General features: G+C 67.7%; 10 protein-coding genes. 3 read left to right on the top strand and 7 right to left on the bottom strand.

Annotated elements, in window-relative coordinates; all coding sequences use genetic code 11:
* Nucleotides 1-97: 97 nt before the first annotated feature.
* The 7 genes from E1742_RS03475 to E1742_RS03450 form a co-directional block, all read right to left on the bottom strand.
* Nucleotides 98-1363 (bottom strand): glycosyltransferase, encoded by a 1266-nt coding sequence (locus tag E1742_RS03475; protein ID WP_134383567.1) that lies wholly within the window; start codon nucleotides 1361-1363, stop codon nucleotides 98-100.
* Between the two features lie 96 nt (nucleotides 1364-1459).
* On the bottom strand, nucleotides 1460-3253 hold the full coding sequence (locus E1742_RS03470; RefSeq protein WP_134383566.1) for a glycoside hydrolase family 2 protein: 1794 nt from the start codon (nucleotides 3251-3253) through the stop codon (nucleotides 1460-1462).
* Between the two features lie 45 nt (nucleotides 3254-3298).
* Nucleotides 3299-4387: a galactokinase gene (galK, locus tag E1742_RS03465; RefSeq protein ID WP_229466487.1), complete on the bottom strand. Its 1089-nt coding sequence runs from the start codon at nucleotides 4385-4387 to the stop codon at nucleotides 3299-3301.
* Nucleotides 4384-4512 (bottom strand): hypothetical protein, encoded by a 129-nt coding sequence (locus tag E1742_RS27035; protein WP_259772426.1) that lies wholly within the window; start codon nucleotides 4510-4512, stop codon nucleotides 4384-4386. Before E1742_RS27035 ends, galK begins: the two co-directional genes overlap by 4 nt.
* A gap of 259 nt (nucleotides 4513-4771) precedes the next feature.
* A complete protein-coding gene (locus tag E1742_RS03460) occupies nucleotides 4772-6064 on the bottom strand; it encodes an NCS2 family permease (protein WP_371860225.1) in 1293 nt (430 codons plus the stop codon).
* A 96-nt stretch (nucleotides 6065-6160) separates the two neighbouring features.
* Nucleotides 6161-7966 carry a phytase gene (locus E1742_RS03455; protein WP_134383564.1) on the bottom strand — a complete coding sequence of 602 codons (1806 nt, stop codon included), beginning with the start codon at nucleotides 7964-7966 and terminating at the stop codon, nucleotides 6161-6163.
* Nucleotides 7966-10512: a TonB-dependent receptor gene (locus E1742_RS03450; RefSeq protein ID WP_134383563.1), complete on the bottom strand. Its 2547-nt coding sequence runs from the start codon at nucleotides 10510-10512 to the stop codon at nucleotides 7966-7968. Before E1742_RS03450 ends, E1742_RS03455 begins: the two co-directional genes overlap by 1 nt.
* Before the next feature lie 265 nt (nucleotides 10513-10777).
* Here E1742_RS03450 and E1742_RS03445 point away from each other — a divergent pair, with 265 nt between their 5' ends.
* Genes E1742_RS03445 through E1742_RS03435 form a run of 3 tightly spaced genes read left to right on the top strand, consistent with a single transcriptional unit; the run spans nucleotide 10778 to nucleotide 14547 of the window.
* Nucleotides 10778-11659: a GGDEF domain-containing protein gene (locus tag E1742_RS03445; RefSeq protein WP_134383562.1), complete on the top strand. Its 882-nt coding sequence runs from the start codon at nucleotides 10778-10780 to the stop codon at nucleotides 11657-11659.
* On the top strand, nucleotides 11656-12696 hold the full coding sequence (locus E1742_RS03440) for an AraC family transcriptional regulator (protein ID WP_134383561.1): 1041 nt from the start codon (nucleotides 11656-11658) through the stop codon (nucleotides 12694-12696). Before E1742_RS03445 ends, E1742_RS03440 begins: the two co-directional genes overlap by 4 nt.
* A 42-nt stretch (nucleotides 12697-12738) precedes the next feature.
* Complete coding sequence (locus tag E1742_RS03435; protein ID WP_134383560.1) at nucleotides 12739-14547, top strand: sensor histidine kinase; 1809 nt, start codon at nucleotides 12739-12741, stop codon at nucleotides 14545-14547.
* The last annotated feature ends 32 nt before the right edge of the window (nucleotides 14548-14579 follow it).

The following is a 14579-nucleotide window of genomic DNA, read 5'->3' as shown; positions in this document are numbered from 1 at the left end:
GCCGCTGCTTACAGAATCCGACGCATCTCCGTCGCGACTCGAAAGAGCACAAAAAACGGCAGCCGCGGCTGCCGTTTTTTCCAAGCTGCAGACTGCCTTACAACTCGATCTTGACAGCCTTCGCGGCCGCGCTCGCGGTCATCGCGCCGCCGCCCTTCGGTGCATACGAAGGGGTCCGCAGCGGATTGACGTTGGCCGCGCCGGTGGCGGGCTTGGTGACCTGCGCCTCGGCGGCCGACTCGGACGCCGTCAGCCGCGTGAACTTGCGCGCCGGCGTCGTGCCGTCGATCAGTTCGCGCATGCGGCTGGCCGTATTTTCCCACGACGTCTTGGCGACGACCTGGCGCATTTTCTCGACCTGCTGCGCTTTCTGCTCGGCGCTCTGCTCCAGGGCGGCCTTGCAGTGGGCGACGAATTCCTCGGGCGAGTGGCCGATGGCGACGACATGGCTGTACGGTTGCTCCACGTCGCGGATCGCCGTCGAGACGATCGGCAGTTCGGCGGCCATGTATTCCAGCACCTTGGTCGGGCTGATGAACTTGGTGGCATCGTTCAGCGCGAACGGCATCAGGCAGACATCCCAGCCGGCCAGGAACTTCGGCAGCTCGTCGTAGCTGCGTTGGCCCAGGTAGTGCAGGTTGGGGCGCTGCGGCAGGTTGGCCGGGTCGATCTTGACGACCGGGCCGACCAGCACGACCTGCCAGTCCGGGTTGGCGTCGGCCACGGCCGCCACCAGGTCCGTATCCAGGCGCTCGTCGATGACGCCGTAGAAGCCGAGGCGCGGATGCGGGATCGCTGCCTGGTCCGGGTGGCTGGCGGCGCGGTCCAGCGCCTGTGCGAAGTGTTGCGCATCGACGCTCGACGAGAAGCAGTGCGCGTTCGCATGCCGGGTGCGCTTGGCTTCGTACAGGCTGGGGCCGCCGGTGAACACCAGGTCGGCAATATTGAGCAGTGCGGTCTCGCGCTGCAGCAACTGGCGCGGCGGGTTCTTGAAGGCGGACAGTTCATCCATGCAGTCGTAGACGACGACGGATGCGTGCAGCTGCGGCAGCAGCGGCAGGGCCATCGGCGTGTAGAACCAGACGATCGGATCCTCGCCTTCCGGCACGAGCTTGTCGACCATCGGCTGCAGCAGCGGAATCTGGTCGTCATGGAAGCCGGGCTGTTGTACGGAGGTATGCGGCTGGCACACGGTCACGTTCGGCGCGACTTCGCGGTTGTGCATGAAACTTTCGCCGTCATGATAAATGGGCTCTTCCACAAGCACGATCTTGTAATGTTTAGCCAGGCGTGTCAGCAGGTGCTGGGGACGCTGAAAGACGAAGTCCCAGCGGAGGTGACAGAACACGATAATGGTCGACATAATTTCTCCCTTGCCCCAAAACGGGTCGTTAGTTGTGGTAATTCAAAAGTCCGCGCCGTCGCGGCGCGCCCCGGTTGCCCGGGGGCCTTGCGGCGCTCAAGCAGGTTCCGGAGGGTCCGGTACGACCAATCGCACGTTACGCGTGGCCGCGCTGATCTGCTCCAGCGGAATCTTCGGCGTCCGGTCGGCATTGAGCAGGCCGTTCGCTTCCTGATACGTATCGGCGAACTGCGTGTAGCAGAAGCCGGAAAACATTTGCGTCTCGTTGACGACTTTCAACAGCTCCGTGTAATGCTGGTGGAAGCTTTCCGCCGTATTGGCGCGCGAGTAGCCCCACGTGCTGCCGTCGTCTTCCGCCAGCGACGTGTCGAAGGCGATGCCGCCGAACTCCGTCAGCACGATCGGCTGGCCGCGGTGCGGGAAGCCGTCCAGCGTCAGGATCCGGCCGCCCGGGCGGCGCTGATCGAACAAGGTGCGGGCCGGATCGGTCACTTCGTAGCGCGCCTTGATCTTCTGCGGATCGCTGTCGTAGTCGTGAATGCCCAGGATGTCGGTCGCCGACGCTTCCCAGCCATCGTTACCGATCACCGGCCGGGTCGAGTCCATCATCCGCGTCATGTGATACAGCGCTTCGACGGCGTTGCGGTGCGCCTGCATGGACGTCAGATTCGGCACGCCCCACGACTCGTTGAACGGGACCCAGACGATCACGCACGGATGGCTGTAATCCCGTTCGATCGCTTCCTGCCACTCCTTGATCAGGCGCGTCATCGAACGCGGGCTGAACGAATAGGCGGACGGCATTTCCTCCCAGACCATCAGGCCCAGCTTGTCGGCCCAGTACAGGTAGCGCGGGTCTTCGATCTTCTGGTGCTTGCGCACGCCGTTGAACCCCATTGCCTTCGCCAGCTCCACATCGCGCTTCAGCGCGGCGTCGTTTGGCGCCGTGATGCCGCTGTCCGGCCAGTAACCCTGATCCAGCACCAGCTTCAGCGGATAGGGACGGCCATTCAGCATGAAGCGGTCCCGGTTGATGGCCACTGAACGCAGCGCTGTGTAAGATCGTACCGTTTCCAGAACTTTTCCGTCGCACCGCAGGGTCAGTTCCACATCGAGCAGCGTCGGTCGCTCCGGGCTCCACAGCAGATCGTTGCGCGAATCGTCGATGCCGGGGTCGGAAATAGCGATCTTGCGGTTGGCCTCCTGGCCCATCAGCTTGTAGTCGTCGTCGGCCAGCAGGACTTCGCCATGCCACAGCTTGACTTCCACCGACAGCCCTTCGCGGCGCGCGCCGGCGGCCAGGATTTCGCAGCCGATTTCAAAGCCGTCGTAGTGCGGCGTCCAGCGCACTCCCTTGATGTAGGTGTCCGGTACCTGTTCGACCCACACGGTCTGCCAGATGCCCGTCGTGCGCGGATACCAGATCGAGTGCGGTTCGAGCTGCCAGTCCTGCTTGCCGCGCGGCTTCTGCAGGTCGTGCGGATCGTCTTCCGCGCGCAGCACGATGACCTGGCGCGCGCCGTCCACCAGCGCGTCCGTGATATCGGCCCAGAACGACGTGTGCCCGCCTTCGTGCGTTGTCACCAAGCGGTCGTTGACCCATACCTTGGCGTGATAGTCGACGGCGCCGAAGTGCAGGATCGTGCGCCCCGGGCGGCGTTCCAGGTCGAATGCCAGCCTGTACCAGACCACGTTGTGGAAGCCGGTATCGTGGATGCCGGACAGCTTCGTCTCGGGCGCGTACGGCACGTTGATCTCGTGCGTCCATTCGATGCCTTCGTCGGGCCGGCAATACTCGCGCGCGTCGTCAAAGGCGAACTGCCACTTGCCGTTCAGGTTCTGCCAGTTGTCGCGTACGAGCTGTGGTCTTGGATATTCAAAATCGCTCATTGTGTCCTCATGGGTGTCGTTTTTTTGGGAGGCTCTGTAAAAATGTCATTCGGTCGGCGCGGGGATCAGCAGCGTGGCGCCCGCGGCGGCCCCGCCGGCCGCACGCATGGCGTGCACGACGCGTTCGCCGGCCGCCTGCGCCGCCCCGGCGCGGCACAGCGCGACGCACGCACCGCCGAAACCGGCACCGGTCAGCCGCGCGCCGTACACGTCGGGATCGGTGCGCAGCGCCTGCGTGAGCTCGTCCAGAGCGCCGATCGAGACGGCGTAGTCGTCGCGCAGGCTGTAATGGGACAGGTTCATCAGCTGCCCGAAGCGCGAGGCGTCGGCCTCGCATGCCTCCAGCACGCGCAGGTTTTCGCTGACGACGTGACGCGCGCGCTCCTTCAGCGGCGATGGCAGGGATTCGACGTCGGCCACGTCACGCACATCGCGCAGCGCCTGCACGCCCAGCAGCTTCGACGCGGCCTCGCACTCGCCGCGGCGTTCGTTGTACTTGCTTTCGGCCAGCTGGCGCGGCACGCCGGAATTGATCACGATCAGTTCCGCCCCGGCCGGCAGCGGCAGCACGCGGTGATCCAGCGTGCGCGCATCGAGGAACAGCATGTGTTCCTCGTCGGCCAGGCTCGATGCCATCTGATCCATGATGCCGCAGTTGACACCGGCATAGCGGATTTCCGCCTGCTGCGCGATCTGCGCCAGCGTGACGCCATCGAGTTCCGTCTGCAGCAGCGCGCGAATGGCACGCAAGGTCGCCACTTCCAGCGCGGCGCTGGACGACAGGCCCGTGCCCAGCGCCAGGTCGGAGCGCACGTACATGCGCAACGGCGGCACATCGACGCCGCGCGCCTGCAGCAGGCGGATGCAGCCCTCCATGTACCGCCCGAAGCCGTGCGGCGTGCTGTCGTGCGGGGCGAAGTCGACGGCCTCGTCCAGCGTGGCCGAATACAGGTGGAAGCTGCCATCGTCGCTGCGCGCGGCCATCACGTCGGTGCGCTGCGGTGTCGCCACGGGCAGCATGAAGCCGTCGTTATAGTCGGTATGCTCGCCCAGCAGGTTGACCCGGCCCGGTGCCCCCACGTGGACCTCGGGCGGGCCGCGGAAGAATTCGTCCGGAGAGAGAACGGCCATCATTGCACCTCCATCGTGGCGATGGCCTGCGCGTCGTGCGTGGAACCCGTCGCCGCCTGCGGCCCGGCCGGAAGTGCGTTCCGGAAAGGCTGCGTAGTGCTGCGGTTGACGGGTACCAGGATATGCATGTGACGAATTCCAATCGCTCTAGAGTGTCGCGAGTAGAAATCCTATCAATGAATCGACCGAGGCTTTGTCAATTCCGCGCGGCAACAACACGCGTTTTCGGCTCATCAGTTCGTAACTTCCGGTTGCCATCCCGGGCGTAGCAGGGCCCCCATTGGGGGCGCATAACCTGCAGTTACCTTTATGTAGGACTATTACTACGAAGTGGAAAGCGACTCACTGACAGAAACTTGCTCTTTTCTTAACCCTGCAAGGCCCGATTCAGACGCCCAGGTAGATGTATTTGAAAAGGAAGATGCCGGCGATGAGCCAGACGATCGGTTTCGCTTCGCGCGCGCGGCCTGTCAGGAGCTTCAGTGCGGCATAGGTGATGAAGCCGAAGGCGACGCCGTGGGCGATCGAATACGTGAACGGTATCATCAGCGCGGTCACGGCGGCCGGGACACTTTCCGTCGTTTCATTCCACTCCACGTCGGCCAGATCGCGCAGCATCAGGCAGGCGACGAACAGGAGTGCGGGCGCCGTGGCGTACGCGGGAACGACGCCGGCCAGCGGCGCGATGAACAGGCAGGCGAGAAACAGCAGCGCGACGACAAGCGCCGTCAGCCCTGTGCGTCCGCCCGCCTGCACGCCGGCGGCGCTTTCCACATAGGCCGTCGTGCTGGACGTGCCCAGCGCCGCGCCGGCCACGATGGCCGTGCTGTCGGCCAGCAGCGCACGGTTGAGCCGCTCCATCTTGCCTTCGACGAGCAGGCCGGCGCGACCGGCCACGCCCATGAGGGTGCCGGTGGCGTCGAACAGTTCGACCAGGAAGAACACCAGCACGATATTGACGATGCCGGTGGCCATGGCGCTGCCGATCTCCAGCTTGCCGAGCGTGGGCGCCAGCGACGGCGGCATCGACACAATGCCCTGGAACGTGTTACCGCCGAAGAAGAAGCTCAGGACCGTGACGGCCACGATGCCGATCAGGATCGCGCCGCGTACCTTCATCCTGTCCAGCGTCACCACCAGCAGGAAGCCGACGATGGCCAGGATGGCGCCCGGCTGGTGCAGGTCGCCGACGGCGACCATGGTGGAGGGATTGGCCGCGACGATGCCGGCGCTTTTGAGCGCGATCAGCGCCAGAAAGAGGCCCAGGCCCACGGTGATCGCCGTGCGCAACGAGCGGGGAATGCCGTTGACGATCATTTCGCGCAGCCCGAACACGCTGACCAGCACGAACAGGCAGCCGGAAATAAAGACGGCGCCCAGGGCCACGGGCCATGGCACGCCCATGCCGCCCACGACGGCGTAGGCAAAATACGCATTCAGGCCCATGCCGGGGGCCATGCCGATCGGGTAGTTCGCATACAGGCCCATGATCGCGGTGCCCAGCGCGGCGGCCAGGCAGGTGGCGACGAACACGGCGTCTTTCGGCATGCCCGCGTCCGCGAGGATGGTGGGGTTGACGAAGATGATATAGGCCATCGTCAGGAACGTCGTAACGCCCGCAATGACCTCCGTGCGCACGTCCGTGCCGGCTTCCTTCAGCCTGAATAATTTTTCCGCGATCGACACGATACGCCTCCCTGTGGTTCAAAAGCGGGAGGATACCATCCGGCCCGCATAACGGCCGAGGACGCATGGCGAGGCCAAACCGGGACAGGGTCAGGGTAGCTTCAATGCCGCCGCGATATCGGCCCACGCCACGTACTTGAAGTTCTGCGCTCCGTCCGGGAGGCGCTTGTAGCCGTCCTGCACCACCAGCATGCCCTTGCCATATGGCCCGCCCAGGTCGGCGGACGTCACTTCCAGCCCGTCGGTCTCGGAAGCGCCATCGATGCCGCCGGCCACATTGATGCCGATGCGGAACGCGCCGCGTACCGTGTACGGCGCCTGCGCATCGAGTACGACGTAGCTGTTGCTGCCCTGGCTGGAGACGACCAGATAACTCGCATTCGGGCCGCGATACAGGCCCATGCCCTCGACGTCCGCCGTCAGCAGGGCACCCACGGGCAGCGCCATCGTGAGCGGCGCGGCGCGCTGCGCGTCGGCCGGCGTCACCCACACGCCGCGCTTTTCCTCGCCGACGAACAACGTGCCGGCGGCATCGTCGGCAACGCAGCCTTCCGGTTGCGAGGCGGTGCGGAAGGTGCGCAGCAAGGTGGCCGCGAATTTTCCGCCGGCGCGCTCCAGCCGATAGTGCAGGTAGCGCCCGTCCTTGTCGTTGACGAACGCCTGCAGCCCGCCGCTTCGCGGCTGGTACAGGCAGGCACCGTAGATCTCGTCCAGCGTCGTCGGCAGCCGCGCCGCCTCGCTGACCTTGCCCGTGGCGTCTATCGAGAACAGCACGATGCTGTTCTCGTCGCGCTGCGTGGCCACGGCGATATCGAACCGGTCGGCCCCGAACGTCACGTCCTGGCGCACATCGACGTTGTTCAGGCGCCCCGATTCCAGCAGTTGCAGCTGGCGGCCAGCGATATCGTAGACCAGCAGGCCCTGTTTCTTGTTCGTGCCGAGGATGCGGGCGCCGGCCGGATCGCGCGGATTGCGCCAGATGGCGGGATCGTCGGCCGCATCGCCGGCGCGGGCCACGGGCTCCGTCTGGGCGCGTGGCAGTACGATCGGAAGCACAGGTTCGGCGGCGGCTGCCCGTGGTACCAGTCCGACCGCGCGCCAGCCGGCTTTGGTGTGCGCGAGCAGCGTGCGGCCGTCCGTCGCCAGCGCCTTGACGGCTTTGCCGGCGGCCTGTCGTGGCGCCATCTTCCAGCGTTTGCCGTCGCGGTGCCACGTCAGGATCGCCTCGCCGTCGAGAACGGCGACGCCGCCCGGCACGAGTGCCAGCGCGCCGGGACTGGTCTTCATCGTCCCGAGCGGCGCCGTCAACGCCAGCGCCTGGCGCGCGCCCGGGCCTTCGGCATCGGCGTTATAGGCCCACAGCCCGAAGTCCTCCTCGGCCACGAAAAGCGTGGCGCTGGCGTCGTCCACGCGGCAGTGCCCGACGTGCGGGGGCAATGCCAGCCGGCGCACCTGGCGATGGCCGTCCGCCTGCAGCAGCCACTGCTCGGCCTGGCCGTCCTTCCCGACCAGGAAGACGTAATCGAGCCGCTGTGCGTCGCGGTACAGGCAGGCCGCTTCGATGCCGAAGGCCGGTGCGGGCACGGGCGGCAGCTGGGTCAGGCGGCCGTCCCGCACCAGCAGGGGCTGGACTCTTTCCAGGTTGGCGTCCACCACGACGGCGAGCATGCCGCTGTCGTCCACGCGCGTGTCGAGCTGACGACCGCGTACCGGCAGGCTGGCGCGCTCGCGGCCCGCGCCGTCGATCAGCTTGAGGGACTGGCGCTCCAGGGCCAGCCAGCCGCCATCCGGCAGTGCCGCCAGGTCGTGTGCGGTGGCGGGCGGCGTAGCGGCAGCCGCTGGGCCAGCATGGGCCGCGATGCCGGCCAGTGCCAGCAGGGTAACGAGTGCCTTCATCAGAACAGGCCCGCTTTCAGGCCGATTTTGAAGGTGCGGCCATATTGTTCATACTGCACGTTGTGTCCTTTGACGCCCTGGTAGACGTAGTATTTTTCGTTATTCAGGTTGGCCGCCTCGAACGACAGCTGCACCCGTTTGTTCAGCTGCCACGCCAGCGAGAAGTCCAGCTGCTTCTGCGTGTCGACCATGCGGTCCTGCGAGGCATCCAGCACGTCCTCGCCCAGCTCCAGCAAGTATGGCGACTTGTAGTTCAGTGCCAGGCGCGTGGACAGCGGGCCTTTCTCGTAGCCGACCACCAGATTCAGCACGCGGTCCGACTGGCCCGGCATCCGGATCTCGCGGCCGCGGCGCACGCCGTCGGCGTAACTGTCGATATCGGCTTTCGCATCGGTGACGGACCCGTTGACGCCGACCAGCAGGCCGTTGAACGGCGCCGGCAGCATGCGCAGCGGCTGCTGGTAGGCCAGTTCGATGCCGCGCACGGACGCCTTGTCGCCGTTGGCATACGACGTGGCAGTCGTATAGCCCGCCCAGGCGCCGGAACCGGCCAGGTTGGTCCCGTAGGTGAAGTCACGGATCGCCTTGTGGAACACGTAGGCGGACACCGTGCCGTCGGTGCCGAGGATACGCTCGATGCCCAGATCCAGGTTGTGCGAGCGCAGCGGCGCCAGGTCGGGGTTGCCGATGGTGGCTTCCGTTGCGCTGTCCAGGCTCACGCCGGGTGCCAGCTGGCTGAAGTTGGCGCGCACGACGCTGTTGCTCCACGCTGCGCGCACGCTGGTCTTGTCATCGAGTTCGTAGCGGCCCTGCAGGGTGGGCAGCCAGTTGGTGTACGAGCGGCTGCCGCGGCGTGCCGTGATGTCGTCGTCTTCGACCTGGCGGCCGTGCGCGCTGAAGCGGGTGCGCTCGGCACGCACGCCGGCCAGCACGGACCAGGGGCCGCGCGCCAGCGACAGCTGGCCGTACAGCGCGTCGATGTCCTCGTGCATCGCATAGTCGTCCAGTGCGGATTCGGCGGCCAGTTGCGCACCGGCGCGCGGCAGGGCGGCGATCCGGGCCCGGACGGCGGCCGGATCGAGCGCCATGCCGATGTTGCCAAGCTGGTAGTCCAGCGCGTGGCCCGCCGTGAATGCCGTCATATTGGTGGAACCGGCACCCCAGTAATTGCCGCTGGATGCCTTGCTGCTGTTGTAGCCCCACTGGTTGGTGTCGTTGTCCTTGTCGCGCCGGCTGCTCTTGACGCCGGTCTTGAACGCTGCCTGCCAGCCGGCCGCCTCGAACTTTCGGGTGACGTCGAGGCGCGCATGCTTCTCCCTGTCGACGGAGTAGCGCTGCTGCAGCGTGATGCCGTTCAGGCCATAGCTGGCCGGATCGAAGGCGGCAGCGGGCGCGATCAGCGACGGCACGGAGCCGTTCGCGTAGCCCACGCCGGCGAAGCTGGCCGTGCCGCGGAAGCGGGCGTCGTTGATCGATTCCGGCGTGTCCTCGTTGGCGCGGCTGGCGGCTGCCTCGGCGTGCATGGTCCACGTGTCCCACTGCTGGTCCGTGCTGGCGACCAGCGAGCGGATCTCCTGCGTGTATTTGCGCTGGCGCAGCCGGCGCTCCAGGCGTGCGGTGTCGGTGACCCCCTCCTGCAGTGCCCCGCGCTTGGGATTGCTGACGGTGAGCCGGTCGCGCACCTCGTCGTCCGAGAAGCGGCTGGCGAAGCCGCGCAGCGCGAAGCTGCTCCCGGCCGCAGGGCGGTAGTCCAGGTTCAGCGCGGCGGCATAGCGCTCCCGGTTGGGCAGGTAGTCGCGCAGCTCGAATCCGCCCAGGCCGGCGTCGCTCCAGGCGCCGCCCGTTTCCACGTTGTCCGAGCCGAACTTGCGCTTTTCGCCGGACAGGCCGCCCGCCACCCCGACCTTGCTGTCGGCGAAGCGCTGCGCCCACAGCAGGCTGGCCGAAGGGCTGGTCTGGTCGGTATTGGTATCAACGCTGGCGCCCGCGCTGACCGACAGCAGCGGGCCGGGCAGATCGAACGCGGACAGTGTCTTCACTTCCACGGTGCCGCCCAGGGAGCTGGCATCCTGGTCCGGCGTCAGCGTCTTCGACACCTCCAGCGTGCGGATCAGGCCCGCCGGCAGCACGTCCAGCGCCACGGCGCGGCGGCCCGCCTCGGGCGACGGCACCAGCGCGCCATTGATCGTGACGGCATTCAGGTCCGGTCCCAGGCCGCGCACGGTAACGTAGCGGCCTTCGCCCTGGTCGCGCTGCACGGCCACACCGGGCAGCCGGGCCAGCGCCTCGGCGGCGTTCTTGTCCGGCAGGCCGCCGATATCGTCGCTGCTGACGACGCTCACGATATTGTCCGCCTTCTCCTGCGCCGCGATGGCGCGCGCCAGGCTCGCGCGCTGGCCGGAAATGACGACGGCCGCCGCCAGGGGCGCGGCTTCGGGGTTCGCGGCCGGGACGTCCGGCGCGGCGTGCGCGGCCGTGGCGGCCAGCACGGCGGCGGCGAGGGCGGTCAGGCGCAGGGTCGGAACGTGGGTGGCGATGTGTCGCATGATGTTCGCTGGTGGTTGAAGTGGGGCGGATTCTAGGGACGCCAGATGACGGATCGATGACACGAAACCGGCCGTGGCCCGTACCCGGCGTGGCTGCGAATCGATTTGAGCTGAAATGACCCGGCCTTGGCCGGGCGAGGCGTCGTGAAAGCGCGCGGCGGCGGGGCGCATTCGCGTGACCTCGTGAGCCGTTTGCACTGCGCCCCATGTCATCGGCCTGTCATCGAGAACCGCTACGCTTGCCGATTTCACCACGCCGGCTGCCATGTCCCACCGCAACGCCATTCTTGCCACCACCACTGCCCTGGCCACCTGCGTCGCGCTGTACGCCGCCGTCGGCATGCCGAAGCCGCTGGCAACCTGGCGGCCGATGGACATCGTCAGCGAAGGCGGCACGGCGCTGATGGCGCTGGTGTGGTTCGGCATCGTGCTGACCAGCCGCCCGGGCGGGCGCGTCACCCGATTGCTGGCCGGTGGGCTGGCCGCCATCATGCTGGGCTCCTGGGCCGACTGCCTGGACGAGTTCTACCGCGTCGACAAGGCGGCCGTGTGGGACAACTGCCTCGAAGCGCTGGTGCCGGCGGGGATGGCGGTTCTGACGGCGGGGCTGTACTACTGGCGCCAGGAACAGGTGCGCCTCACGGAACACCTGCAAAAGCGCGAACGGCTGTTCCGCGAGCACCGCGCCTTCGACCGCCTGACGCAGCTGGCCGACGCGGCCTACCTGCGCGAACAGCTGCGCCGCGAACAGGCGCTGCGCCCAGGCGGTCATTGCGCGCTGGTGCTGCTCGATATCGATGGCTTCCACCGCATCAATCGCGACCACGGCCGTGCGGAAGGGGACCGCGTGCTGCAGGCCGTCAGCCATATGCTGCTGCTCAACCTGCGCAACGAGGACCTGCTGTGCCGCTATGCGGGCGACCGTTTTGCCGTTCTGATGCCGGGGCTGGACGGCGCCGCGGCTGGCGCGGTGGCGTTGCACCTGTGCGCGATGGTGGAACGCATGCGCCATCATGCCGGCGCCGAACGCGTCGCACTGACGTTGCGCCATGCCTGCGCAGACACCAGTGACGCAGTGGCGGCCGACGATCCGGTCGATGCCGTGCTGGCGCAACTGGCGCGGCGCGTCGACATGGCGCCGGCGTGATCGCCTGCCGGCTTGCCACCGATGCCTCTATCCCGGCGCACTTGCAGCCGGCCCAGGTTCTCGACTATGCACGCAGCCGCGATGCCGACGACGGCGCGCTGCTGCGCGGCACCGGCATCGCCGCGCCGGCCGCGAACGGATTGCCTGCCGCATCCCTGCTGACGGCGGAACAGTACCTGCGCCTGCTGACCAATGCGCTGCGCGCGCTGGACAGCCCCGACACAAGCTTCATGCTTGGCCAGCAACTGCTGCCGGGCCACGACGGCGCCCTCAGCCACGCGCTGTTGCAGGCGCCCAGCCTGCGCCACGCGCTCACGACAATCTGCGCCGGCCACGCGCGCCTGACGCCCCTGCTGCAACCGCGCCTGCACCTGTGGGATGAGGGCGCGGGGCTGGTGTGGACGGACAGTTTCGGCGCGCACAGCCTGCGGCCCGCGCTGGTCGAGATGCACATGACGGCGGTGGTGGCGCTGTGCCGCTGGCTGGGCGGCACGCGGCTGCCGTGGCGGTTCACGTTCAACCGCGGCGCACCGCGCCACGTCGAACAGCACGAGGTTCACCTGGGCGGCGCGCTGCGTTTCGGCTGCCACGTGGATGCGATGCTGATCGACGGCCGCTGGCTCGATGTGCCCTGGCCACGCGGCAGCTCACTGGCCGCCGCGCTCGCGTTGCGGCAGGTGGCGGAAGAAGCGGCGCAACCGGCCGGCCTGCTGGCGGTCCTGTACGATTATCTGCTGGAGCGGGTGCGCGCGGGACCGACGCTGGAACGGACGGCAGCCGACTTCGGCGTCAGTCCCGCCACGCTGAAACGCCAGCTCCAGCGCCATGGCACCCACTTCCAGGCGGAGCTGGACCAGGTGCGCACCCACGTCGCCCTGTGGCTGTTCCACACCCGCCGGGCCGGCAACGACGCCGTCGCCCAATATCTCGGGTTTCATGACGGCGCCAACTTCCGGCGTTCGTTCAAGCGCTGGACAGGCCAGACCCCGACACTGTTGCGCATGGAAATGGATGTTGCCGGCGCTGCTGTACAATAGCCAGCCGTCATCGCGCCCCGGCGCGCTTGACTTGATCGCCTCTTGCCACCTGTTCCTGCCGTCACCCTGAAACTTCGCACTCATTACCTGCTGCTGGCGTTGTCGATCGTCGCGCCCATCGCGCTGTTCTCGGCGTTTGCGTTCGACATGCTGCTGTCCGCCCAGCGCGAGACGGCGCGGCGCGGCATCGAGGAAGCGGCACGCACCAGCAGCGTCGTCATCGACGCCGACATCGACCGCGCCCGCTCCGTGATGCAGGTGCTGGGAAAGTCGCACGCGCTGGCGGCGGGCGATTTGCGCCGCTTCCACGCCGAGGCGGCCGCCGCCAACGCGGGGCCGGGCGCCTGGATGATCCTCTACGACGCCAGCGGGCGGCAGCTGTTCAACACCCGGCTGCCCTATGGCCAGGCGGGGGCGGCGCGGCCGGACATGGACGTGCTGCGAGCCGTCCTGCGCGACGGCGCCGACCGCATCTCGGGCATCCGCTCGGTGCGTTCGCTGGACATGACGGTGGTCATGGTCGATCACCCGTTCACGCTGCCGGACGGCTCGCAACGCGTGCTGGCGCAGGTGTTTTCGCCCTCGTACTTCGCCCGCGCCATTGCCGGGCGCGCCATTCCCTCCAGCTGGCGCAGCAGCGTCATCGATGCGGACGGCAAGATCATCGCCCGCAGCCACCGCGCCGACGAATTCGCCGGGCGCAGCGCCAACCCCGTCGTCGAAGCGGCGCGCCGCTCCGGCGTCAGCGGCGCGTTCCGCCACGTCACGGCGGATGGTTTCGACGCCTACGACTACTTCGTGCGCTCGCCGCTGTCCGGCTGGACGGTGGTCGTCAGCGCTCCTGTCGATGAGGTCGAGGCGACTGTCTGGCAGAGCGTCCGGGTGACGCTGGTGGGCCTGTCGCTGGCCATCGTGGCGGCGCTGGCGCTGGCCATCCTGTCCGGCCGCCGGCTGCTGCGCTTTGTCGCCCGCGCCTCGGTTGCCGCACGGGCGCTGGGCGAGGGGCGCGCCGCGCCGCTGCGCCCGTCGGCGATCCGCGAGATGGAGGAACTCAACGTGGCGCTGCGCGAGGCCGGCGAGCGGCTGGAGCAGGAAATGCGCTCGCGTGCGCTGGCCGAGGAGGAGCGCAACGCGGCACTGGCACTGGAGCGCACCGCCCGCGCCGAGGCGGAGCGGCAGAATGCGGCCAAGGACGAATTCCTGGCCATGCTTGGGCACGAGCTGCGCAATCCGCTGTCCGCGATGAGCAGTGCCATTGCCGTGCTGGATGCCGCCCCCGCCCACGCGGAGCGGGCCCGCGACGTACTGCGGCGCCAGAGCGCGCACCTGCGTGCCCTCGTCGACGACCTGCTGGAAGTAAACCGGGCCCTGATGGGCAAGCTGTCGCTGCGGCACGACCCGGTCGACCTGGCCGTCGTCGTCGCTGCCTGCGCGGAAACGCTGCGCACTGCCGGCGCGACCGGCAACTGCCGGCTTGTCACCGCGCTGGCGCCCGCGCCTGTGCTGGGCGACGCCACCCGGCTGGCGCAGATTGTCGACAATATCCTCGACAACGCCATCAAGTACAGTCCCAATGGCGGCGTGGTGCGCATCGCCGTCGGCCTGCGCGACGGCGCCGTGCAACTGATCGTCAGCGACGAAGGCGAGGGCATCGCCCCGGCCCTGCTGCCGCAGGTGTTCAATGTATTCGTGCAGGGCGAGCAGACATTGCAGCGTGCCCGCGGCGGGCTGGGTATCGGCTTGACCCTGGTGCGGCGGCTGGTCGACCTGCACGGCGGCAGCATCGCCATCGACAGCCCGGGCGAAGGGTTGGGGACTACCGTGACGGTGCGGTTGCCCGTCAATGCATAGCCGGCGGTAACGCCCGCCTCCGGGAGAGGCCG

Source organism: Pseudoduganella plicata, from assembly GCF_004421005.1.
Classification (GTDB): Bacteria; Pseudomonadota; Gammaproteobacteria; order Burkholderiales; family Burkholderiaceae_D; genus Rugamonas; species Rugamonas plicata.
The sequence above is the reverse complement of the archived record's forward strand: the minus strand, read 5'-3'. Positions and strand labels throughout refer to the sequence as shown.